Below are 25,156 nucleotides of genomic sequence, written 5' to 3'. Positions count from 1 at the left end.
CGCAAACGCTTGAACTTCAAGTGTTTGCGCTTTTTTTATTTAATATCGAATATATAGGTCACTTCTTAATAATTGGTCCCCATAAATGAAGAATAGAATCCATAATAGAGTTTTCGTATCACGAAAGTGCTGGAATTCGTACAGTTATAGTAGTGCCTTCACCTAAAACGCTATCAATGGTAATGCCATATTTGTTTCCAAAATAATAGCGAATTTGTTCATGTACATTTTTGAGCCCGATATGCTTTTCCGTTAATGTGTTAGAGGATTCGTCTAAATAAGCTCGTAATTGTCGAAGTTGCTTGTTGTCTATCCCGACTCCATCATCTCGAATCATGATGAGAAGATCCTTGTCCAAGAAAGTAGTAGATACTTCTAATATACCGGCTCCAAGTTTGGGCTCTAGGCCATGGACAATTGCATTTTCAACTAGAGGCTGAAGAGAAAAATGTACTATTTGTATTGAACCACTTTGTGGTGCTAAGTTTTCTAAATACTGTATTTTATCTCCGAACCTCATTTGCTGTACTTGTATGTACAAGCGGATATGAGTCAATTCTTCTTCGACTGTGATAGTCTCTTTACCACTTTGTATAGTGATTCGAAATAACTGTCCTAGTAATCCAATCATTTCAGCTATCTCTCTTTGTTTGTTTATAACTGCTTTCATTTGAATGGATTCTAAGGCATTTGCTAAAAAATGTGGATTTACCTGACTTTTTAGTGCTCGGTAATGCGCAAGTTGCTGTTGTGCTTTTAAGTAAGAGGCTCGCTCAATATACGCCTGTAAATCAGTGACCATTTTGCTAATCCCTTGATATAGGCCTCCAAACTCATCCTGACGGTTGCTAGTTAGGTTTACATCGAATTTTCCGCTCCCTATTTTTTTTACTTGCTTACTTAAAAAGATAATCGGTTTTGTAACACGGGAATATAAGATCACCATGAATAACATAGCCATTGCTAGTGAAAATAATGCCAACCACAAAATAACCTGACGAAGTAGGTTCGCGTGCTTCGTCATTTCCTGTTCATCAATATATTGAATAACTGTCCACTGTGAGTATGGAGAAGTAACGTAGTTAAAAAAAGAATTAACTCCTCCTATCTCAGCATAGAAGCTACCGGTATCCTCCTTAGAGTCAGAAATGCCTAACAAAGTGTGTGTCTTAAATGTCTTATCAGAATTGATCTGATTTAGATCAGAGGCATAGACAACCTTGCCGATATCATCGAGAATGATAAAATTTCGATTGCTATTCTCGGATAAGTTTAATATATTCCGTAATGAATCTAAACGGATATCTATAAGTAGAACACCCAAAGGATTTCTAGTACCGCTTTTGTTTATGACTCTGGCGATGGATATAACTGATTCATTCGAATTTGGTCGATGAAATGGCTCATGTGTACCAAACAAAACTACCTTACCTTTTTGTTCCATAGTTTGTTGATACCATTCCTCACTCGAAAGGCTACTAACATCGTAAACAGCTCTTTTAAAGCTAGAATAAAAAACGCGATTATCTAAAAAGATCTGTACACTATCAACATTCTCAATAGTCATTTCAATACTACTGATGAAGCGTTCAATTGCATTCTCGTATTCTATACTTTGAACATAGTCCTTTTCTGAGTCAGTTTTCCCCCAATTTTCTAGTGCATTTTGAAGCCTACTATCCATATGAGCCGTAAGAGCACCGATCTCTACACTTCGTAAGTATTGATCGAAATTAAATGATAAATTATTAAGAATAAGGTTTGAACTATTTTGATATTCATTTTTAGCTGATTGTATAGAAAAAATATAAATAATAACAGACAAAATGAGTAGTGGAATAGTAATTGTTATAATCATCATGACAAAGATTTGATAATTAACATGTTTAAACTGAAAAAGTTGAAAAAGTCGCTTCAATAGGATCATCACATTATATCCTTAACTGTTTTCTATATTCCGTAGGTGTCATTTGCGAGACACTTTTAAATAATTTTACGAAGTGCTTATAGCTTTTATATCCACACATAAGAGAAACCTCGGTAATGGAGTATTTAGATTCTTTCAGACATTCTAAAGCATATCCAATTCTGATTTCGCTTACAAAGGTCATGTAATTCATGTTTAGTTTTGTTTTAAATAACCTGCTTAAATAGGATGGATTATAAAAGAAATGCTCAGCAACCATATTGAGCGTTAATTCTTGATTGATATGTTTTTTTATATAGGATTCAATTTTCTTAAAAAGTTGTAGATCCTCTTGTGTAAGGAACTCCATCTTTTTCAAAAGTTGAGAGGTCCCAAGTAAATCTATATTTTTCTCCGTATTTACTTTGGATTCAAGTTGTTTGACACGGATTTTTTCTATACATTCCTTAATAACTGAAAAACTATTTTCATATTGTAACGGTTTGAGTAAGTAATCATGAACACCTCCATATTGAATGGCTCTTTGTGCATACTCAAACTCACTATGGCCAGTTAAAATAATGAATAAGGTTTCAGGGAGTTTAGTTCGTAGACTACCGATCATCTCGAGCCCATCCATCACCGGCATTCGAATATCTGTTATGACTAAATGAGGCAATTCAACTAAGGCTATATCTACACCATTTTTGCCATTCTCTGCCTCAACAATTGTTTGTATGCCTAATTCCTTCCAATCGAAATAATGCTTTAATCCAGAACGAATGATAGGTTCATCTTCAACAATCATCAATTTATACATCATATTCCCCCAAAATGATTAATTAGTAGTTATTGTTTTAGAAGATTTGTAACTATAGCATTTTTTGTATTTGCTATAGTGTACACGATAAAGAAGATTTTCCCAATACTAATTATATGAACATTCCAATAATTATATATTTTTCAAGTATACATGTCAGAATAGGCGTATGAATGTAAAATACAAAGGATTGTGAAGTTTTATTTTTGACTTTAAGATAAAAACAGGAAATGAAAGCGTTTACCGATATTTCCATAATTGTATTAGGGGGGATACTATGCAAGGTTCAAAAAGAGGGTTCATTTTGTTTATCGTAATTGCATTTGTCGTATCAATGTTTTTGGCAGCGTGTAGTCAGGAGGTTGGGGACGACAATGAAAAGGAGAATGATTCAACAAAAGTTCCGGTATCTAGCGACGGCAAATCAGTAGAAATAACATGGTGGAATTTTCCGAACTTCCAGGCTTTAGATGGAAAAGTAGGGAAGTATGAGGAAGAAATTATAGCTGCTTTTCAGGAAAAGAATCCTGACATTAAAGTGAATTTAGAAATGCTGACTTTTGAAGGCGGACCTGAAAAGTTGAATGTAGCAATTGCTACGAATACAGCACCTGATGTAATTTACGATGCTCCTGGAAGAATTATTGACTGGGGCAAGAAAGATTTGCTTGCACCGTTGAATGACATGATGCCAACTGATGTAATGAACGATATTTCTCCAGCTCTATTAAAGCAATCGATGGTCGGTGACCAAGTATATATGTACCCATTCAATACAGGACCATTCATGATGGCTGTTAATAAAACATTATTCGAAGAAATCGGTGAACTAGATTTGTTACCTTTAGATCGACCAGATCGTACATGGTCGGTTGAGGAATACGAGAAAGCATTAAATGCAGTTAAAGAAAAAGCACCAGGTATTATTCCCTCTGGGTTTTATGCAAAGAGTGTAGCAGGAGACCAGGGAACACGAGGCTATATTACAAACTTAGGTGCAAGCAGATTTTTAAATGAGGATTATAGTAAAGTGGCGATTAACTCTGCCGAAGGCGTGAAAGGACTTGAGTGGGTAGTGCAGGCTTCGAAGGATGGTCTAGTTGCACCTGGTGCTGCTTCACTTGAGGCAGGAGATCATAACGATTTATTCCTACAAGGGAAAATGGCGTTCGCTATTAACTATTCTGCTGTACTAAAATCATTGTTTGCTCCAAATAAAACAGAAGACTTTGAAGATGTTTTACTACCTTATCCAACTCCTGATGGATCAGATCCGAAGCTAGAGCCATTTCTTGGTGGTTTAGCTGTCTTCAATAATGAGGACGACAAAAAAATAGAGGCTTCTAAGAAACTAATTGATTTCATCGTGAACGATCCTGAATGGGGCAAGAAAAACCTTATCCAAACAGGAGGATTATCAGCTCGTAACTCAGTTACTGGTCTGTATGAAGGTTCTGAGTATGATTATTCGGAACTAGCACGTAAGTTTATAACAGATCCTCCAACAACTGCAGATGGTTATGCAGAGATTCGTACTTTCTGGTTCCCAGCGTTGCAGGAAGCAATTCTTGAAACGAAAACACCAAAAGAAGCGTTAGATGATTTTGCGGAAAAAGCAAATGCAACGATTGAAAAAGCAAAGTCTGCAAACTAAAATGGATAAACAAAAAAGGAGCAACATCTTTGATGTGTTGCTCCTTTCTATAAAAGAATTAGGATTGGGGTGGTAGAAAATTGTTAGCAACTATTCGTAAGCCAAACAAAAACAAATTGCTAGATTGGTTGATGAGTTATTTGTTCTTGTTACCAGCGTTAACATTTTTCCTCATTTTTGTTGTATATCCAATGTTAAGAGGGATATACATGAGTTTTTTTGATTATAGCATTACGAATTTTGAATTCATTGGTTTGGAAAATTATGTAACGCTATATCGTGATGAAACCTTCCATAAGTCAGTTATAAATACGATTGTATTAGTTGCTGTTGCAGTTCCTATAGTAATTGGTTTTTCTATTTTTGTTGCGATGTCGATTTACAAGAAAAGTGAATTTATCCGATCATTTTGTAGAGGTATATTTTATCTACCAGCAGTTACCTCTGTGGTCAGTGTTACAGTAGTTTGGGGTTGGATCTATCATCCAAACTTTGGATTACTTAACTATGTGACAAACTTTTTCGGTATGGATCCAAAATCCTGGCTGGGTGATCCAAAAACTGCATTAATGGCCATAACCGTAATATTAATCACGACATCTGTTGGTCAGCCAATCATTTTATATGTTGCTTCCTTAGGTAATATTCCTACAAGTTATATAGAGGCGGCACAAATTGATAGAGCTACACCAGGACAAATTTTCCGGAAAATTATTTGGCCATTATTAATGCCTACAAGCTTATATGTAATTGTCATTACGACTATAAATTCATTTCAGTGCTTTGCTCTTATACAATTACTCACTTCTGGTGGACCAATTTATAGTACTTCGACAGTGATGTATGGTGTTTACCAACAGGCATTCCTTCTAGGTAATTTTGGTATAGCTTCTGCCATGGGTGTCATTCTAGCCATCATCATTGGAATAATTTCAATTATTCAATTTAAATACTTAGGAAATGATGTGGAGTATTAAAAGGAGGGAACGTTTTGAGAATAACATCTCCATTAAAGATTAAGAAGAAAAATAATGTACTTGGAAATTTAAAATGGTTACGTAAATTAAGCGTTTTTAAAATAATTTCAACTATTATATTAGTCCTCTCTGGACTGTTCTTTATTTTCCCACTCTACTGGATTGTTACTGGTGCATTCAAATCTCAAGTTGTAGCAATCACGATTCCACCAGAATGGTTTCCACTTAATCCTATACTTGATAATTGGATAACATTATTTAGCAATCCAGTTTGGCGTTGGACGTTTAATAGTTTCTTTATCGCAAGTGCTGAGATGATTGCCGTATGTTTTGTAAGTGCAACTGCAGGCTTCGTACTTGCTAAAAAAGTATTCCCTGGTCGCAAGCTGATTTTTATCGCACTGATCGCTGCTATGGCGCTACCTAAACAGGTGATTTTAGTTCCATTGTTTACGATGCTAACCGATTTGGGCTGGGTTGATACATATAAAGGACTTATCATTCCAGCAATCGGCTGGCCATTTGGTGTTTTTTTGATGAAGCAATTCTCGCAAACAATACCAAATGAACTTTTAGAAGCAGCAAAAATAGATGGCTGTGGTGAAATTCGTTCCTTTTTTTATATCGTACTACCGATGCTAAAACCAGCTATAGGTGCACTGGCGATTTTTACCTTCATGCTAAGTTGGAATGATTATTTTAGTCAACTCGTAATTACACGTTCGACTGATATGATGACTTTGCCCTTAGGCATTGCCACGATGCAAGGAGAATATAAAACAGATTATGGAGTCATGATGGCAGGTGCTGCATTAGCTTCAGTACCTATGATTATCATTTTCATGTTATTCCAAAAGTCGTTTACACAAGGAATTACGATGGGTTCTATCAAATAAGGAGTGAAAGAATATGCAACTAAATATGTTTAAAGGAATTATACCTGCTTTTTATGCTTGTTATGATGAGGCGGGAGAAGTATCACTAGAAAGAACAAAAAATTTAAGTACCCATCTCTATGAAAAAGGTATCCGAGGCCTCTATGTAGGAGGAAGCTCCGGAGAGTGTATATATCAAACGCTTGATGAAAGAAAAGCAACACTAAAATGTGTTGCTGAAAACCTGCAGGGAAAAATTACACTAATCGCACATGTCGGAGCACCTTCAACAAAGGAAAGCATTGAACTAGCGAGGTATGCAAAAGAAGTAGGTTATGATGCGTTATCTGCTATTCCTCCAATCTATTTCAAGCTCCCTGAAAGTGCAATTGAAAAGTACTGGACGGAAATTATGGATTCAACAGATTTGCCTTTTATCATTTACAATATTCCTCAAACGACTGGCTATAATCTTTCTGTTCCGTTACTGAAAAGATTATTAACAAATGACAAACTAATCGGCGTGAAAAATTCTTCTATGCCAGTTATGGATATCGAGCGATTTAAAGCAGCATCCCATGAAGACTTTATCGTTTTTAATGGTCCAGATGAACAATATGTGTCTGGTAGATTAATAGGTGCAGACGGTGGGATTGGTGGGACATATGGAGTGATGCCAGAGTTATTCCTAAAAGCAGAGGAATTTATTTCAGCAGGTAACTTCTCAGATGCCAGAAAAATTCAACATGATATTAATGACATTATTATCGCACTATGTTCATTGAATGGTTCAATGTATTCCGTTATAAAAGGTGTTTTAAAACTAAGCGGAATAAATATCGGCAGTGTAAGAGGTCCTTTAGAGTCAGTAACTGGAGAAGATATTAAAAAAATTGACGACATTAAAAAGAAAATTGAAGAAGCAATTGTGAAATATCAAACGATTTAGTGTGGGGATGTTAATAAATGAAAACTAAACAGGAAATTTTACATTCCATCCATCATGAACTCATCGTCTCTTGTCAGGCTCTTCCTGATGAGCCGCTGCATAGTCCATACATTATGGCAAGAATGGCTTATGCAGCGATGATGGGTGGCGCTAAAGGGATTAGAGCAAATAGTATTGAAGATATTAAAGAAATAAAAAAAACCGTAAATTTGCCAATCATAGGAATTATAAAAAATATCTATAGTAAATCAGGTGTTTTCATCACACCAACTCAAAAAGAAATAGACCTACTCTATCGAGAAGGCGTCGATATTATAGCGATTGATGCTACTAATAGATTGAGACCAGACGGTAAAGTAATAAGCGAGGTTTTTCCAGCTATTCGAAAACAGTATAGTGATCAACTATTCATGGCTGATTGCTCTACTTATGAAGAAGGAAAACAAGCTTATGAATTAGGATTTGATTGCTTAGGCACAACACTTAGTGGTTACACAGAATATACTCAAGGTACAGTACTGCCCGATAAATTGCTAATAGAAAAACTAGTGAGAGATTTTCCTATGCCAGTTATTGCAGAAGGTGGGATTTGGACACCAGAGGAACTAAAATGTGTGTTTGAACTAGGAGCATACTCAGCGGTTGTTGGAACTGCAATAACAAGACCGATGAATATTACTAAAAGATTTGTAGAAGCGATGAAATCCAATGGGTAAGGATGAAGCTTTATGAAAATATTAGCTATAGATATTGGAGGAACATCAATTAAGCTTTGCCTTTCTGATGAAAGAGGGAGCATATCAAATTTTAGAGAATACGAATCAGAAACAAAAATGGGAGCAGACCATTTAATTACAAGAATAATACAGTTAATAACGAGCGATTATGAGGATTTTCAAGCCATTGGAATTAGTACTGCAGGGCAAGTTAATAGCAAAGATGGCTCAATCATTTATGCAAATGAAAATATACCTAAATTTACTGGGATGAAGTTAAAGGATATTTTTGAAGCTAAGTTCGATGTCCCTGTGCTTGTTGAAAATGATGTTAATGCGGCTGCATTAGGAGAAAAATATTATGGTGTAGGTAAAAAATTTGAAGAGTTTTTATGTTTAACCTATGGAACAGGTATAGGCGGTGCAATTGTTTTAAAATCAGGAATATACAAGGGTTTTAATGGCTGTGCAGCCGAGTTTGGTCATATAATTTTACAACCGGGTGGCAAGAAGTGTACTTGTGGACGTCTTGGATGCTACGAAATGTATGCCTCCACTAGAGCATTAGTGGAAAAAGCAAAAGAGGTTGAAAAAAAGTATGTGAATGGTCGAGTAATTTTTGAAGAGCTTGAACAAGGAAATATAGAATTAGAGAAAATATTAAATGAGTGGATAATTGATATAGCGTATGGCTTAGTTTCATTAACACATATCTTTAATCCACCCGCCATTATTTTAGGTGGCGGAATAATGGAGCAGGACAAATTAGTATCATTGGTAAATAGTAAAGTTAAAGAACTAATAATAGGAAGCTACTCAGAGGTAGAAATAGTAAAGGCGTCGCTTGGTAACAAAGCTGGACTACTGGGTGCAGTGTCTTTGCATATGTATTGATTGCTAAAGTTACTGGATTGCAGAGTGAATAACAAATGGTTTTGTATACAAATAGAAGAGTAGAAATATACAATAGTTACTGAGTAAACGAATAGTCAGCCCTACAATCGTCCGTACCTTACTTATAAGGGGACGGTTTTTTTTATAAATAATTCTTATGACTACTGAATTGATAAAACAATAAAAATTTTTGAGGGAGTTTCTAAAAAACTATTTACTAAGCTATCTCTAGTATGTAAATTAAAAGGGTATCTTTTAATAATTCATGGAGGTTAATAATGCCAACAATTGTGCTACCAGGTTTTCTACTTATTATTAGCATCCTTGCTTTTATAGCAGTTATTGCGCTTTTGATTGTTTTCATTACAACAAGCAGATCTCAAAAAGACAAAAGGAAATAATAACCACTTTGGGATAAAAAATTTTAAGTGTTGTCTGAGACAGAGCGATGAAGGAAGTTACGTTATTTTATGGAACAAGTGAACAATGAATAAAGAACAAACAAAGCCCCCTATAAAGGAAGGCTTTACTTATTAATGATTAAACTTAAGACGTCTTTGCCTTTGGAGTTCTTTTCCGGGCAGGAGTCTTTTTCTTTTTCGTTTTGTCTAAGGACGCTTGTAGTGCTTCCATTAAATCAGTAACATTTGATGCAACAGCGGGCTGTTTACTGTCAGCCTCTAAAGTTGGGTTACTAACTTTTTTCTCTTCAATTAATTCCATAAGTGCCGTTCGATAATCATCCGTATACTTGTCAGGATTAAATTCAGTAGTTAGCTGATCAACTAATAATAGAGCAGTTTCTAATTCCTTTTTTACTACAGTTTGTTCAAGAGGAATATTCGGGACATCCGAAGCATTTCTCACCTCATCCGGATAATGGATGGTTTCCATCAATAGCATTTCCTTATAAACTCGAACCACTGCTAACTGCTCTTTAGCCCTAATAATAATTTTAGCCACTCCGATTTTTCCAGAGTCCTCTAGTGCTTTTCTTAATAGTGAGTATGCCTTCGAACCACCGCTGTCTGGAGCCATAAAGTAACTTCTTTCAAAAAATATAGGATCAATCTCTTCAAGTTTGACAAAATCAATTATTTCAACGGCTTTATCCTCATTTTCTTTACGCAGTTTTTCAAGTTCCTCTTCATCCAGTACTACAAATTTATTTTTAGAGTATTCATAAGCCTTCACAATGTCATCACTTTTCACTTCTTCACTGCAGCCCTCGCAAACTTTCTTATAGGAAATGGGCTTCATGCATTCCTTATGAAGCTGGCGAAGTTTAATGTCTTTATTTTCAGTTGCAGCATGAAGCTTAATAGGAATATTAACTAGACCAAAGCTAATGCTTCCTTTCCAAACTGTATGCATATATTTCCACCTGCTTTTCCTTTTCCCTTACTATGTAATCTTTTGACTCGTTTTATGTATTAGGAAGATAAAATAATCAAAAGCTAACAAAAAAGGAAAGAAGGGGAATCATATTAAACCGATGCTTTTAACTGCATGTGAAAATATTCCTTTGGATAAGGATTGGCTTTATGAAACTAAATATGATGGATTTCGCTGTATTTTAGAATGGGAGGTTGAGCCTATTTTAAAAAGTAGAAATGAAAACATCCTCAATAAAATGTTTCCGGAAATTATACAATTTTGTTATACCATTGAAGAGCAAGTAAAACCCTATTTACCTCTAGTTCTGGATGGAGAAATCGTACATTTGATTAATAGTTACAAAAGCCATTTTACAATCGTACAAACAAGGGGAAGAATGAGAAAAAAAGAGGCAATTGAAAGCCATCTATTACATTTCCCTTGTCATCTTGCTATTTTTGATCTTTTAATATATAAAGGCAAGGACATTACTAACAAAACACTTGCTGACCGTAAGGAGAAGCTCTCTCTTTTATTCAAAAATCTTAAACTGCCATTAAACATAAATTGCGAGGATAATAATCGTATACAAATGATTGAGTTACATAAGGATAGTAAGCCACTATGGGAGAAAATTGTAGCTCACAATGGAGAAGGAATGGTGGCAAAGAAAGAAAAAAGCAGATGGACAAGTGACAAGCGTTCCACTGATTGGATAAAGATAAAAAACTGGAAGATTACAACCATCATCTTAACAGTTTTTGATAAGAGTAATAATTATTTTTTTGGTGCGATTTATGACGAAGGACAATTAGTAGATGTGGTCAATTTTAGTCATGGTTTAATGGAAGAAGAGCTAGTTACTCTTCAAAAGTTTTTTTATAGCAATGGTCTAAAAATTGGGAGAAATAAGTGGCAAATTGAACCTTCTATATGTGTGGATATTGCCTCTATAGATTTTGATGGTAAAAGCTTAAGAGAGCCTAGATTCCATCGATTTAATTTTGAATGTGATCCGTTAAACTGTACGAGAAGAAAATTTTATTTACAATTATATTCACTTCCTGAAAATGTGAAGGTTACCCATCCTGATAAGCCATTATGGATTTCAAATGATATAAAAAAAGAAGACTACCTATACTATCTTCAGCGGGTTTCGTCCTATATGCTTCCTTTTTTACGAGACCGTTTACTTACTGTCATTCGTTATCCTCATGGTGCAATTTCAGATGAACTTTTTTATCAAAAGAACTGGGAGGATAACGTTCCCAATTATGTGAAGACTAAGTTCTTTGAAGATAGTAGGTATGTCCTTTGTAATAATATCGAAACACTTCTATGGTTAGGTAATCAGATAGCTTTAGAATTCCATATACCATTTCAAACTATTCATTCAGAATTGCCGACAGAAATTGTGTTTGACTTAGACCCACCATCAGTGGATTATTTTTGGATGGCAGTGCATGCAGCTCTTAAAATGAAAGCTATATTTGATAATTTTTCTCTTATTTCATTTATCAAAACATCTGGAGGCAAGGGATTACAAATATATATACCTTTACCTAAAAATTTATTTTCTTATGAAGAAACTAGGATTTTCACAAAGTTTGTCTGCGATTTCTTATGTGAACAAAATCCCGATATTTTTACTACGGAACGAATGAAAAAGAATAGAAATAACAAGTTGTACTTGGATTATGTGCAACATCACGAAGGAAAAACAATAATTGCTCCATATTCTACTAGAGGGAATGAAGGTGGTTTTGTCGCTACACCCTTAAAGTGGGAGGAGGTTAACGAACAACTAAGTCCGACTTTTTTTTCGATACCAATTGTTTTGGAAAGAATTGAAAAGCACGGAAATCTATTTAACAACTTTTGGCATGTAGAAAACGGAGAAGCATTCAAAAAAGTACTAGAACAGTTAAAAAACATATTAAATATTCATAAGAGCTAAGAGAAACCTCCTATTTTAGCTTTTAAATGTTTTAGCTATTTTCAGATGGGAATATGAATAGTGAGCTCGAATCAATAGCTCAAAACATGAATGAGGAGGAATTGTTATATGGCTAACAACAACCAAAACAAACGTGGACGAAGCATGTCAGTAGAGGAAGCGGGCCGTAAAGGTGGAGAAGCAACCTCTAATAATCATGATCGAGAGTTCTATGAGGAGATTGGCCGTAAAGGCGGAGAAGCAAGTAGCGGCTCCGGCAACAACGGTAATAGTGGAAGTAATGGCAAAATGAGTCGAGAAGAAGCAGGTCGCAAAGGCGGCGAAGCGAGTCGTCAAGGCTCCAACAACTAAATTAGAATATTATACCTTTGAAACAATGTTGAACCTTAGAAGAAGTCTTAAAAAAAACTAAAATGATTACACCTATAGGAGGATGATTAAAATGGCTAACAACAACCAAAACAAACGTGGACGAAGCATGTCAGTAGAGGAAGCGGGACGTAAGGGCGGAGAAGCTACCTCCAATAATCATGATCGTGGGTTTTATGAAGAAATAGGTCAAAAGGGTGGAGAAGCAACCTCTCAAAACCATGGCCAAGATTTCTATGAGGAGATTGGACGTAAAGGCGGAGAAGCAAGCAGCGGCTCCGGCAACAACGGTAATAGTGGAAGTAATGGCAAAATGAGTCGAGATGAAGCAGGTCGCAAAGGCGGCGAAGCGAGTCGACGGGGCTCAAATAATTAACTCTCCATTTAAAATTAATAATTTACAACAAAATTAATTATGTTATACCCAAGTCTTAAATGACTTGGGTATTTTTTTAGTTATGCCTATAACAGGAACTTTATTTTATGAATAGGAGCTATTTTCCTCCTTGCATTAGTAAAATCAAGCATTGGAGTCTTCTTATTATTTCCTTGGAAATGATATCAGGATAACGACATATTCTTGAAATATCGATGCAAACTAATTGTAAAAATGCATTTATCATTATATAGTATAAGTCGTTGGTCAACTTGTCCTTGGAAAAATTCAAGTAAGGGGAAAAGATAACTAAATGAACGATTTTCAAATAAACTTTGGAATTGAAGAACTGATCAAATCTACTGTAAAAGCGGTAGATATGGAGATAGAAATTAGAAAAGATAATTCTGGAATTAATATGAGCTACAACTTTATAGGAAACTATATTGGAGTAGATATGAATAGGCTACTTATAGCCAAAAGTGAAATGCCGGCATTAATTTCTTTGGAATTATATGTGGAAATATTGACGATTCATGAATTAGGTCATGCTATTGATCGCAATGCATTAATGAGTACTTTAGACCGTACAATTGAAATATATAACATAAAGCAAACTCATACTCTAAAAGAGCTCTATAATGATGTAAATCTATTAGAGATACTTCTGGAAGAACATGAAATGAATCTCTCATTTGAGCAAACTGCTTGGTCGAATGCGGAGAAACTCAATCAAATATACAATATAGTAGAACCTATGTATTTTGAAACAGTAAAGAAACATAGCTTGTCTACCTATACAGATTCATACCAAGCAGATCAATCCCTGTATAACCTTCTTATAGAAGAAACAAGTGAACAAATTGCATAATTATTGATGGCCATCTGTATAGTAGTTTAGCAGATGGCTTTTATTAGTATAAGAAGCTGATTAATTTCATAATAGTACATAGTTTATTTTAAATCGGACCTATCTTGCGCTCTGGTAGGTGACCCAAGGGAAAACAATTATATTTTATTTCTCCCCAATTATACATTACTTAAAAAAGGTCAGGTTTCACACTGGTATTAAAGGGAATATATATAATAAATCCATATAGAGAAAGAGGGAGATTTAAATGGACAAACAAGTGAAGAAAGACATGAGACAGCCGAATAGCTTTCAGGAGCAGGACCCGAATATCTCATACTCAGTTAAACAAAACGAAAATAAAGACATGAGACAGCCGAATAGCTTTCAGGAGCAGGATCCAAGTAACTCAAGCTCAGCTGAACAAAACGAAGATAAAGATATGAGACAACCAAATAGCTTTCAGGAGCAGGGTCCAAGTAACTCAAACTCAGTTAAACAGAACGAAGATATGGACATGAGACAGCCGAATAGCTTTCAGGAACAGGATTTAAATCACACAATTCTTGAAAACTCTCTTCCTAAAGATAGCAAATAAGATAAAAAAATATCGATGAATGATACAATTAGCAGACAAAAAGACAGCAAAACAAATTAGATTTTAAAGGATATTCCATAAAAAAAAATAGGAATATCCTTTTAATTTAGTTAATTTCATAAATAGCACTTTACCAGTAAAACACGAACTTTTGTCCATGGATGATTGGAGCGGCAGGCGGCGACTCCAGTGGGGTGAGTGAGAAAGATAAGGTATCACAAACGTGCGCGTAGATGGCGGTGGTGGCTATATCACTCATGCCATGGAAAGCGTCCGCCTAAAGTACAAATCAATAACATTTTACTCGTTGAAAGCATTTAGATTTCAATATTCTCTTCTCAATTGTTCGTGTTTCTATATAATAATTGGAATAAATTAACGCAATTATGCATAGAAGATTGAATGTAATTACTAATTTTACAAATAATTCATCTTGTAATTAGAACATAAGTAAGAGTTAGTATAAAATAAAACATATACATAGAATACAAAAGGCGGCTGAACATAGTGAAAAAGAAAAAACATAACCTCCAGACAAATGAGAATCTGATCGTGTTTCCGGGAATGGTGGAAACCTTAATAAGTGACGGCCTTGCATTTGCTGAAGAGAATAATTATATGAAAGCAGCAGCTTGCTTCGATGAGGCTAAGAAATATGTAGAGCTGGACGACATAATTTTAAGTGTATATGTACTTACCTTGCTAGAAACTAGAAGAGCAATTGAAGCGAAGGAAATATGCGAAGGTTTGTTAGAAGAGAAATCTCCCGTATTTGAACAAATTGTTGAGCTCTATTTGACAATTCTGTTAGATTTGAAGGAGTACGGAGAGTTAAATAGAGTGATAAACAGAATATTAAAGGAATATAATTTTTCAGAGGAACGGAAGACAAATTTTCATCAGCTGAGAGATTTAAGCAATAGACTTTCAAACGAAACGAATATTTTAGAAGAGGAGGATGAAGCTCCTCTTGACCCTATCGAAAAGGACAAACTTGAGTTAAAGTCATTCACACAGTTAAGTTTCACGGAACAAGAACAGATTTTGCAACAAGCTTTTTACAAAAATATTTTACAAGCAATTCCTGAGATTAAAGCTATTACAGAATGTACAGACATATCTCCAACAGTCCAAACCTTAGCCCTATTGCTATTAGGTAGTGCAGGTGTGACGGAAGAAGTTTCTATTAGCAAGTTTGGTTTATCACAAAACGTTATTCCTTCTTCACCACCTCCACATACTGGTGTTGATCGAATGGAAGAGATAAACCAGCATATCCAAGAATATCTTCAAAAAGATCCTACTAAGCTAATGCTTACGACTGAACTTGTTCATCGTCATGCATATGCTTTATTTCCATTTGATTGGCAAGGCTATAAAGATGAAGAGATTGCTACGGCTTACATTCAATTTGTGCAAATAATGTTTGGGGAAGAAAATCTGAACACTAATCCTTTATTGGATTTTATACAGACAGTAGAAAGTTCGATTGAAAAATAAATTCTTTTTCAAATACTTTTTTTAGTTATTCAAAATATCTTTTCTTAAGAATAGGAAAACTCATTATTTATTACTGGAATTCAGTAGTAATTAATGAGTTTTTTTTGAAAGGATTTGAAATTACATTTTATTAAGACAAAAATTTCATTGACTTTTATTACCGATTAAAATAATATACAAATTATTGCTAATATTTAATAAAATTCAATAATTTTACATATTTAAATTTGGTGTTATGGCAATTTTCTTCTGGTTTCAAACTATTAACTTAGTATTATATAAAGTTTAACTCAAAGGGAGGTCTTAAATCATAGTTTATGTTAAAAAAAGAAAAAAGGAAGTATAAAAAAGGAGGAAAAGAATGAATAAGGGGTATGTTAAAACCTTTTTTGCTGTGTTGCTTATGTTCACCCTGGTCTTTACAAGTATAGAAACAGGAAGTGCGGTGGGTACAATTTCTCCTAAAGTGGAAATGAGGGCTTCATGGATATCTACCGTCGCAAATATTGATTTGAAGCCAGGGATGGATGAAGCTGCTTATACATCATGGGCTCGCTCTACAATAAAAGAGTTGGAGCGAAAAAACTTTAATACAATTGTTTTTCAGGTAAAACCGACAGCAGATGCTCTATATCCATCTGAGCTGGCGCCTTGGTCTCGTTATATAACTGGGTCTAAACAAGGGACAAACCCTGGCTATGATCCTCTGCAAATAATGCTAGATACAGCACATGAACATGGCATGGAATTACATGCTTGGATTAATCCTTATCGCGTTACAATGGCAAATCAAAAACTAGAGGAATTAGCACCAAATAACATTGCTTCTCTTCATCCTGAATGGGTGGTGAAAAATGGAACTCAATATTATTTGGATCCGGGCATTCCAGGTGTTCAAAGCTACTTAATAGACGCTGTAAAAGAACTAGTTACTAAATACGATGTAGACGCTGTTCACATGGATGATTATTTCTATCCAGGAGTAAATTTTGATGATGCAGCAACTTATTTACAATACGGCGGTAATTTTGATGATATTGGCGACTGGAGACGTAATAATGTAAACGAGCTTGTTCAGAATATCAATATTAACATTAAAAATATTAAGCCGTGGGTACAGTTTGGTATTTCTCCATCAGGTATTTGGAGAAATAGCAAGGATGATCCGGAAGGTAGCGATACCAATGGGTCTGCTCACTATGATTCACTTTTCGCTGATAGTAGAGAGTGGATACAATCAGGATATATCGATTATATTACCCCACAGGTATACTGGTCTCGACAGTTAGCTATTGCGAATTATTCTGTACTTTTGGATTGGTGGAGCAGCCAGACAGAAGGCTATCCAATCAACCTTTACATTGGAATGGCAGATTATAAGGTAAATGCTAATTTTGATACTGCATGGAATAATCCATATGAATTGCCAGAGCAGATTTTGGACAACCGAGCAAACGGAAAGACGAAAGGCCAGATGCATTTTACTCTCAGAGATATTCTGGCAAACAAGATTGGATATGCTGATATAGTTGAAAATGAAATTTATCAAACGAAGGCCTTGACCCCTTCTACGGCGTGGAATGGTCCCGCAGAGCCTAAAAAACCTATATTAGTTAATGCCAAAAAACAAGGCAAATCTATACAAGTTACGATAGACAACAAAAAACGTATTGATGCTAGAAAATATGTGATCTATCGCTTTGAAGGTAATAAAGCAGGTGATTATAGTAATCCAAAGAATATAGTAGGGGTTGTATATGACAAAAATGGTCTTGCAACATTCACCGATCAAAAGGTAGATACGAATAAGCAATACACTTATGGCGTAACAACTATTTCATACACCGGTGTTGAAAGTAAAAATGCCGAAGAAACAAAGATTAAAAAGTAAGCGATTAAACAAAAACCTAAAGCCTTGAAAAAGGACTTTAGGTTTTTGTTGTTTAACGAGCTAAAAGTCATTCTAATTTAGTGAAAGAGGATTAACAAGAAAATATAAGAATTAGTACTTGAAACAGAATCCTATAGTAATTGGAGTGGGAGTAGGCTTATTTGCTCCTATCTCGCACTAGCATTCACAATCCTGTTTTATTTGAAATATTAAAACGAAAAAAATATAAAAATTCAAAAATTATGTTTCATTTTAAAAATAAATATGTTATGTTATTAAATATTCAGATTTTATCGATAAAATGATATTTCATTAGATTATGAACAATTAAATTTCTTTATTATGAAAAAGAAGGTGTTTATTTGGGGAAAAGTGATATATCTACTCAGGTCGGGCAATTAATGGTCGTCGGATTTAAAGGTAAGACAGTACCAGAAAGTATTATTCAACTTATACATGAGAATCGTATTGGTGGAATTATATTGTTTAGTCACAATATTGGTTCACCTAATGAACTTCTAGATTTAACCTCTACTCTTCAACTAGAGGCAAAAAAAGCAGGATACCTATATCCTCTTCTTATATGCTTGGATCAAGAGAATGGGGTAGTTCGTCGGTTGGGAAATGGTACTACAGCATTTCCGGGGGCCATGGCTATTGGGGCTACAAGCAATATTGAAAACGCTTTCAACGTTAGCTTTGCAACAGGACAAGAACTGAAGGAATTAGGGGTAAATTGGAATTTAGCGCCTGTATTAGACGTTAATAATAATCCAGATAATCCGGTTATTGGAGTTCGCTCTTTTGGTGAGGATCCTCGCCTAGTTGCTGAATTTGGCAAAAAATCGATGAAAGGAATGCAAAGAGCCGGAATAATAACGACTCTTAAGCATTTCCCTGGACATGGAGATTCGAATGTTGATTCTCATCTAGCACTACCTGTTATCAGTCATAACAGAAAAAGGTTAAATGAAGTAGAACTAGTACCATTTATAGAATGTATTAATGAAGGAGCAGATACTATTATGTCTGCACATGTCTATTTTCCGGCAATAGAAGATAGAGAGAATGTTCCTGCTACCTTATCCAAAAAAGTCATTAATGGTTTACTGAGAGAGGAACTAGGATTTGATGGGGTGGTAACAACAGATTGTATGGAAATGAAGGCTATTTCAGAAACTATCGGGACTGAAAAAGGTGCCGTGGAGGCTCTTAACGCAGGTGTAGACTTGGTAATGGTCTCTCATACACTTGATGTGCAGATAAGTACGATAAAAGAAATAAAAAGAGCGTTAGCTGAAGGTATGTTGAAAGAAGAAACTATTAAAGCTTCCCTTGACCGACTCAATAAGCTTAAGGAAAAGTATTTGTCATGGGAAACTACTCCCTTCCATGCTACATTTGCGACTTTAGGGAGCGAAAAACATAGACAGCTAGCCGAGAAAGTATTTCAAGAGAGCGTTACGATTGTAAAAAATGAAAGCTTATTACCCTTGAAAACGAATCAAAAGATATTAGTTATTAATCCTGTAAATCATTATATATACGGGGTAGAGGATACGAAAGAAATAAAAGCAACACTTAGTGATGCGATGAAGGAAATTAGTGATCATGTAGATGGTTATGATATTTCTGAGACATTTAATATAACAGAAATGAAATTGCTCATTGAAAGGGCAAAGAAATTTGAAGTGATAGTTATTGGCACATTATCAGTTTCATCTAAGAGTTACGAAATAGATTTATATGAAAAGCTTTTAAAATTAGGCATACCAGTGGTAGGGGTAGCAATGAGAAATCCTTATGATCTTAGGTACTTTCCAAAAGTAGCAGCATACTTAGCAACCTATGAATTTACTTATCTCGCTTTGAGAACCGCTGCTAAAGCAATATTTGGAAAATCCTTGGTTAGTGGAGACCTTCCAGTTACCTTAACGGTAAATGGGACTCTTTAAGGGGGTGAGGGATACATAGTGTAAGGAGGGAAGAGTGTTTACAAAATAGTTGGTCATTTAGTAACAAAACTATTTCAAAAAAACTAGGGGGTATCACAAATGAGAGGTAAGAAAATAGTATCGTTAGCTCTAATCGCAGCTTTAGCCTTAGCAGCTTGTTCGGATGATGAAACGAAAGGTAAAGTTGAACCAGACAGTAAAAATTTTAACAAAACAGGAATGCCAATAGTCAACGAAACTATTAAACTGGATATTTTTGCTGGTAAGTCAGCGACTACAGCTGATGATTGGAATGACGTTTTAATATTGAATGAATATGAAAAAATGACAAATATGGACATAACATGGCAACAAGTCCCTGCTGATGGGTTAGAAGAAAAGCGTAATCTCGCCTTAGCAAGTGGAACATTGCCAGATGTTTTTTATGCAGCGACGATACCCGTAGGGGATTTACAAAAATACGGTCAGCAAGGAACGTTTATTCCATTAAATGATTTAATCGAGGAGTATGCACCAAACCTAAACAAGGTTTTGGAAGCCAATCCTGAAATTAAAAAAGGACTTACTTTCCCAGACGGTAAAATCTATTCCTTCCCTACTATTTATTCTCCTGAGTTTACTTCTCTATTAATAGGAGCTAAACCATGGATAAAAAAAGATTGGCTTGATCAATTAGGGATGAAAAATCCTGAAACGACAGATGAACTATATGCTTATTTGAAAGCTGTAAAAGAAACAGATTTAAATGGAAATGGTAAAAACGATGAGATTCCTTTAAGTAGTGTCTCTATGACCCGTATCCTACATTGGATTTCAGGGGCGTTCGGAATACAAAACAAAGGACAACTTCATACATTGGTAGATACAGACTCAGCTGGTGAACTACGTTTCTTCTCTACTGCTCCAGAATATAAAGAAATGTTAGAGTATATGCATAAATTGTACTCAGAAGGTTTGATTGATCAAGGCATCTATTCCATTGACGTACCTAAATATTTGGCTGGTGCAGCAGAGGAATTATACGGAGCTACTCAATTCTATAATCCTGTAGAATTGTTTGGTGAGGAAATTGGTAAGGACTACGTGGTAGGTAACGCATTGGTTGGACCAGATGGAGAAAAGCTATATACAGGAGTTACGTCGCCACTAAGAGACTTAGGGAACTTTGCTATTACGAGTGAGAACAAGTATCCTGCTGAAACGGTTAGATGGTTAGATCATTTCTATAGCGATGAAGGAGCATTGATGTTCTTTATGGGTATCGAAGGAGAGACCTATGAAGAGACTGCAGATGGACCGAAGCTATTAGAAAAAATTACAAACAGTAAAGATGGCTTAACGATGACACAGGAGCTTGCAAAATATTTAATCAATCCAGGTGGAAATCACCCTGTAATGATTACAGATGACTATTTCACTGGTTCTGAAAATGCACCAGGAGATATCGAGGCTACTAAAGAGCTTGAGCCATATCTAATTGATGAAGTTTGGCCTAATTTTACTTACACAGCTGAAGAAAACGATCAAGTAAATGTCCTGAAAGCTGATATCAATAAATATGTACAGGAAATGCAGGCAAAATTCATTACTGGTGAAACTTCTCTAGATGAGTGGGATTCTTATGTGAAAACTATTGAAAAAATGGGACTAAAGGAATTCATGGAGATTCAACAAAAAGCATATGAAAGATACAAAAAGTAATAAGAATATGCAGCCTTCTAAAGTTGTCGAGGAATGTTTTTCCTCGGCAATTCTAGAACAACGGAGTAGAGAAGGGAGTAAATAAATGCAATTAAATGAAACAAAATTACAGGAGCATGTGGTGATTCCAAAAGTTAGCCGTTTTGCTAAATTCAAAAGAAATTTTATGAAAAGCTGGCAACTCTATGTTTTCTTACTTCCTGCCCTTTTATATTTTTTAATCTTTCATTATGTTCCGATGTATGGATTGCAAATAGCCTTTAAAAATTTTATGGCCAATCAAGGGATTTGGGGAAGTCCATGGGTTGGATTTGATCACTTTACAAGATTCTTTAATTCGTACTATTTTTGGAGATTAATCAAAAATACTATTTTACTTAGCTTATATCAATTGCTACTTTTTCCTTTGCCAATTATTTTAGCTCTTTCGTTAAATGAACTAAAAAATGGAGCGTTTAAAAAATGGGCTCAAACACTTACATATGCTCCTCACTTTATATCTGTAGTGGTAGTAGTAGGAATGATCGTTATATTCTTAGACCCAGTAAATGGTTTAGTGAATCAAATAATAACACTATTTGGTGGAGACCAAATTCGTTTTTTAGATGATGCAGGGTGGTTTCGACATATATTTGTTTGGTCAGGAGTATGGCAAACTTTAGGTTGGAGCTCGATAATCTATTTAGCAGCCTTGGCGGGGATTAACCCTGAGCTACATGAGGCAGCGGAAGTCGACGGAGCATCTAAATTTCAACGCATATTACATATCAACTTACCAGGCATTTTCCCAACAATCATTGTATTGCTTATTTTAAATATTGGTAGCTTTATGTCAGTAGGATTTGAAAAAGTCTTACTATTGCAGAATAGCTTAAACTCTGCAACATCAGATGTCATACAGACCTATGTATATCAAGCAGGGTTATTAGAAGGTCAATATAGCTTTGCTGCAGCTATTGGTTTATTTGACTCCTTAATCAATATCGCATTACTAATTACCTTCAATTATGTTGCAAGAAAAACTAGTAATAATAGCTTATGGTAAGGAGGGGTTCCTATGAATAAATTTAGTTTGTCAGACAAGGGTTTTGATGTGCTAAACAAAATTTTCTTAGCAGTTATTGTAATCCTAATTGTGTATCCACTTGTTTTTGTAATTAGTGCTTCTATAAGCGACCCCTTAGCGGTTAGCTCAGGGAAAATGTGGCTATGGCCGGTAGATATCACGTTCGAAGGATATCGGAAAATATTACAAAATGATTCTATTTGGCTAGGATATAGAAATACAATTTTATACACAGCAGTAGGGACTCTCCTACATTTGTTTGTACTATTACCATGTGCATACGCGCTTTCTCGAAAAGAATTAATGGGAAGCAAATATATTTTATGGTTAGTGCTATTCACTATGATGTTCAGCGGGGGCTTAATCCCGACCTATTTAGTGATTAAAACATTAGGAATGCTAGACACAATGTGGGCATTAGTAATCCCGGGAGTAGTTGGTGCTTGGTCTATTCTAGTTGCTAGAACATTCTTTCAGAGCAGTATACCTGACCAATTAGTAGAGGCTGCAAAAATAGACGGTGCCTCAGATTTTTATATGTTTATCAAGATAGTATTACCACTTTCTATGCCGATTATTGCGGTTATGGCATTATTCCATGCAGTTGGTTTATGGAACCAATATTTTAATGCATTAATATACTTGTCAGACCGTGACAAATATCCACTTCAGCTCATACTGCGGGAAATTTTAGTAGTGAATCAGGCCCAATTAGGGGAAGGTTCAGGAGAGCAAACTGAGTCTCTCATCCAGCAAGTGAGAACAGGCGGATTAATAAAATACGCCGTTATTATTATTTCCTCGTTACCACTTTTAATCGTGTATCCGTTTTTACAAAGATTCTTTGTTCAAGGTGTATTAATCGGTTCTATTAAAGAATAATAGATTGTCTTAACTTATGTAACTTCAAACCATCCATGAAGGGAGAGAGACTACTATGAATGGTTTTGTAAATGGATACTATCAGTTTTCCTTGTGGGCGATGAGATTAGCTTACGTTAACATATTATGGTTTGTCTTCACATTAGTAGGTTTGTTCTTTTTTGGACTGATGCCTGCTACAGCTGGCATGTTTGCAGTTGTGAGAAAATGGGTTTCGGGAGATACAGATATTAAAATATTTCAAACCTTCTGGAAATCGTATAGCAAGGAGTTTTTTAAAGCAAATTTGCTTGGCTACCTCCTTGCTGGAGTAGGCTATCTCTTATATATTGAGCTCCAAATATTAAGAGCACAGGAAAATATGGTTTATTTTGTTGCAAGCTATGGGGTTATTGCGCTCTATATAGTGTTGTTGATAGTGTTGTTATATTCTTTTCCAATTTTTGTTCATTTTAATGTTAATGCTTTACAAAATATTAAATGGGCATTCGTAATAGGCGTTATTCATCCCGTACTTACAATTGCAATGATTGCTATATTGGGCTTTGTTCACTATGTAGCTTTCATGACCATCCCTGCACTACTTTTTTTCTTTGGAGGAAGTGTTACTGCCTTTATCCTCACGTGGGGTGCATCTAAAACCTTTACAAAATATGAGCCCTCAAATGTCTAAATAGTGGAGGAAACAAATGAAGCTAGGATTAGAAGTCTTTTTAGACAGAGAATATAAACGCTTTACTGGAAAAAGTATTGGTCTTGTTACGAATATGACAGGAGTGAATCAAAAGCTTACTCCTACGATTGATTTGTTTTATGAACATCCGGGCATTTCTCTCAAAGCCTTATATGGTCCAGAGCACGGTATACGTGGGGATGCCAAGGAGGGGGAAGAGGTACAGTCTTCGTTCGATCCATATACTAATCTTCCTGTATACAGTCTGTACGGTAAAACCAGAAAGCCAACGATGGAAATGCTGGAATCTATCGATGTAATAGTTTTTGACTTGCAGGATATTGGTTCGAGGTACTATACATACATTTATACAATGGCCTATGTGATGGAAGCCTGTGCAGAGCAAGGAAAACAATTTGTCGTTTTGGATCGACCAAATCCTATTTCTGGGGAGCGTTTGGAAGGAAATTTAGTAGAAGAAGATGTCCGTTCCTTTGTTGGACTATTACCGATTCCGAACAGACATGGCATGACAGTTGGAGAACTTGCACAGCTGTTTAAATACAAATTTGGCTATGATTGTGAATTAACTGTTGTACCAATGGAGGGCTGGAAGAGATCGATGTACTTCGATGATACACCTTTGTTCTGGGTCCCTCCATCTCCAAATACAACTAACATTGATATGAATATTTTATACGCTGGAACTTGTTTAATAGAAGGTACCAATTTATCTGAAGGCCGTGGAACTACGAGACCATTTGAATGGATTGGCGCTCCTTATGTTGACGGTAATAGTCTTTCAAAAGCTTTTAATGATAGAGGGATAGAAGGAGTTATAGCAAGGCCAGTTTCTTTTAAGCCGACGTATCAAAAGTATAAGGATGTAATCTGTAGTGGTATACAGTTACATGTAGTAAATCGTAATACATTGAATTCCTGGAAAACTGGGCTATTGCTTTTAGAAACAATAGCGGAAATGTACCCAACTGACTTCTCATTCATAAAAAATGAGCAAAAGAAGTACTTTTTCGATTTATTGGCTGGAACTAAAAGTCTGAGGGACAGAGTGTGGGGAGGAACCACCGAGGTATATATAGAGAACTGTCTAGCTCTTATCGAAGGATTTCAGAAGGAAAAGAAAATATACGACTTATATAACTAGGATGA

General features: G+C 35.4%; 23 protein-coding genes. 20 read left to right on the top strand and 3 right to left on the bottom strand.

All coding sequences use genetic code 11. From position 1 onward, the window contains the following. Positions 1–118: 118 nt before the first annotated feature. Positions 119–1,927 (bottom strand): cache domain-containing sensor histidine kinase, encoded by a 1,809-nt coding sequence (locus MHB55_RS13020; protein ID WP_191696802.1) that lies wholly within the window; start codon positions 1,925–1,927, stop codon positions 119–121. A 4-nt stretch (positions 1,928–1,931) separates the two neighbouring features. Beyond that, on the bottom strand, positions 1,932–2,726 hold the full coding sequence (locus tag MHB55_RS13015) for a response regulator transcription factor (protein WP_340863411.1): 795 nt from the start codon (positions 2,724–2,726) through the stop codon (positions 1,932–1,934). Positions 2,727–3,003: 277 nt separating this feature from the next. Here MHB55_RS13015 and MHB55_RS13010 point away from each other — a divergent pair, with 277 nt between their 5' ends. From MHB55_RS13010 to MHB55_RS12980, 7 genes are all read left to right on the top strand, one after another. Next, positions 3,004–4,380 carry an ABC transporter substrate-binding protein gene (locus MHB55_RS13010; protein ID WP_340863410.1) on the top strand — a complete coding sequence of 459 codons (1,377 nt, stop codon included), beginning with the start codon at positions 3,004–3,006 and terminating at the stop codon, positions 4,378–4,380. Positions 4,381–4,460: 80 nt separating this feature from the next. Then, a complete protein-coding gene (locus tag MHB55_RS13005; RefSeq protein ID WP_445678236.1) occupies positions 4,461–5,357 on the top strand; it encodes a carbohydrate ABC transporter permease in 897 nt (298 codons plus the stop codon). A gap of 14 nt (positions 5,358–5,371) precedes the next feature. Then, positions 5,372–6,253, top strand: coding sequence for a carbohydrate ABC transporter permease (locus MHB55_RS13000; RefSeq protein WP_225321658.1), 882 nt, complete (start codon positions 5,372–5,374; stop codon positions 6,251–6,253). 13 nt (positions 6,254–6,266) lie between these two features. Then, entirely contained in the window at positions 6,267–7,181 is a 915-nt protein-coding gene (locus tag MHB55_RS12995) for a dihydrodipicolinate synthase family protein (protein WP_340863409.1), read from the top strand. Between the two features lie 17 nt (positions 7,182–7,198). Next, positions 7,199–7,897 (top strand): N-acetylmannosamine-6-phosphate 2-epimerase, encoded by a 699-nt coding sequence (locus tag MHB55_RS12990; RefSeq protein WP_340863408.1) that lies wholly within the window; start codon positions 7,199–7,201, stop codon positions 7,895–7,897. A 12-nt stretch (positions 7,898–7,909) separates the two neighbouring features. Continuing rightward, on the top strand, positions 7,910–8,791 hold the full coding sequence (locus MHB55_RS12985; RefSeq protein WP_340863407.1) for an ROK family protein: 882 nt from the start codon (positions 7,910–7,912) through the stop codon (positions 8,789–8,791). A 278-nt stretch (positions 8,792–9,069) separates the two neighbouring features. Beyond that, positions 9,070–9,192, top strand: a complete 123-nt coding sequence (locus MHB55_RS12980; protein WP_340863406.1) for a hypothetical protein — start codon at positions 9,070–9,072, stop codon at positions 9,190–9,192. 145 nt (positions 9,193–9,337) lie between these two features. Here the strand turns inward: MHB55_RS12980 and ku are convergent, their stop codons facing one another. Then, on the bottom strand, positions 9,338–10,165 hold the full coding sequence (gene ku / locus MHB55_RS12975) for a non-homologous end joining protein Ku (RefSeq protein WP_340863405.1): 828 nt from the start codon (positions 10,163–10,165) through the stop codon (positions 9,338–9,340). A gap of 112 nt (positions 10,166–10,277) precedes the next feature. Between ku and MHB55_RS12970 the strand changes: the two genes are divergently transcribed. The 13 genes from MHB55_RS12970 to MHB55_RS12910 all read left to right on the top strand — a co-directional run bounded on the left by MHB55_RS12970 (position 10,278) and on the right by MHB55_RS12910 (position 25,151). Next, positions 10,278–12,125, top strand: coding sequence for a DNA ligase D (locus MHB55_RS12970; RefSeq protein WP_445678251.1), 1,848 nt, complete (start codon positions 10,278–10,280; stop codon positions 12,123–12,125). Positions 12,126–12,233: 108 nt separating this feature from the next. Then, complete coding sequence (locus MHB55_RS12965) at positions 12,234–12,476, top strand: KGG domain-containing protein (RefSeq protein WP_340863403.1); 243 nt, start codon at positions 12,234–12,236, stop codon at positions 12,474–12,476. Between the two features lie 91 nt (positions 12,477–12,567). Beyond that, a complete protein-coding gene (locus tag MHB55_RS12960) occupies positions 12,568–12,870 on the top strand; it encodes a KGG domain-containing protein (RefSeq protein WP_340863402.1) in 303 nt (100 codons plus the stop codon). A gap of 313 nt (positions 12,871–13,183) precedes the next feature. Beyond that, entirely contained in the window at positions 13,184–13,741 is a 558-nt protein-coding gene (locus tag MHB55_RS12955; RefSeq protein ID WP_195761990.1) for an integrase, read from the top strand. A 247-nt stretch (positions 13,742–13,988) separates the two neighbouring features. Continuing rightward, positions 13,989–14,318 (top strand): hypothetical protein, encoded by a 330-nt coding sequence (locus MHB55_RS12950; RefSeq protein ID WP_340863401.1) that lies wholly within the window; start codon positions 13,989–13,991, stop codon positions 14,316–14,318. Between the two features lie 507 nt (positions 14,319–14,825). Beyond that, positions 14,826–15,818 (top strand): hypothetical protein, encoded by a 993-nt coding sequence (locus MHB55_RS12945; RefSeq protein WP_340863400.1) that lies wholly within the window; start codon positions 14,826–14,828, stop codon positions 15,816–15,818. Positions 15,819–16,179: 361 nt separating this feature from the next. After that, on the top strand, positions 16,180–17,709 hold the full coding sequence (locus tag MHB55_RS12940; RefSeq protein WP_340863399.1) for a glycoside hydrolase family 10 protein: 1,530 nt from the start codon (positions 16,180–16,182) through the stop codon (positions 17,707–17,709). 362 nt (positions 17,710–18,071) lie between these two features. Beyond that, positions 18,072–19,664: a beta-N-acetylhexosaminidase gene (nagZ, locus tag MHB55_RS12935; protein ID WP_340863398.1), complete on the top strand. Its 1,593-nt coding sequence runs from the start codon at positions 18,072–18,074 to the stop codon at positions 19,662–19,664. A gap of 99 nt (positions 19,665–19,763) precedes the next feature. Beyond that, a complete protein-coding gene (locus tag MHB55_RS12930) occupies positions 19,764–21,365 on the top strand; it encodes an extracellular solute-binding protein (RefSeq protein ID WP_144535638.1) in 1,602 nt (533 codons plus the stop codon). An 85-nt stretch (positions 21,366–21,450) separates the two neighbouring features. Beyond that, positions 21,451–22,410: an ABC transporter permease gene (locus MHB55_RS12925; protein WP_186318042.1), complete on the top strand. Its 960-nt coding sequence runs from the start codon at positions 21,451–21,453 to the stop codon at positions 22,408–22,410. Positions 22,411–22,422: 12 nt separating this feature from the next. Beyond that, positions 22,423–23,313: a carbohydrate ABC transporter permease gene (locus tag MHB55_RS12920; RefSeq protein ID WP_144535639.1), complete on the top strand. Its 891-nt coding sequence runs from the start codon at positions 22,423–22,425 to the stop codon at positions 23,311–23,313. 55 nt (positions 23,314–23,368) lie between these two features. Further along, entirely contained in the window at positions 23,369–23,986 is a 618-nt protein-coding gene (locus MHB55_RS12915; RefSeq protein WP_144535640.1) for a YesL family protein, read from the top strand. A gap of 16 nt (positions 23,987–24,002) precedes the next feature. Further along, positions 24,003–25,151 carry an exo-beta-N-acetylmuramidase NamZ family protein gene (locus MHB55_RS12910; protein ID WP_340863397.1) on the top strand — a complete coding sequence of 383 codons (1,149 nt, stop codon included), beginning with the start codon at positions 24,003–24,005 and terminating at the stop codon, positions 25,149–25,151. Positions 25,152–25,156: the final 5 nt, after the last annotated feature.

The organism is Psychrobacillus sp. FSL K6-1267, assembly GCF_038003265.1.
Lineage (GTDB): Bacteria > Bacillota > Bacilli > Bacillales_A > Planococcaceae > Psychrobacillus > Psychrobacillus faecigallinarum.
Note: the sequence above shows the minus strand (reverse complement) of the source record. Positions and strands in the feature narration are given on the sequence as shown.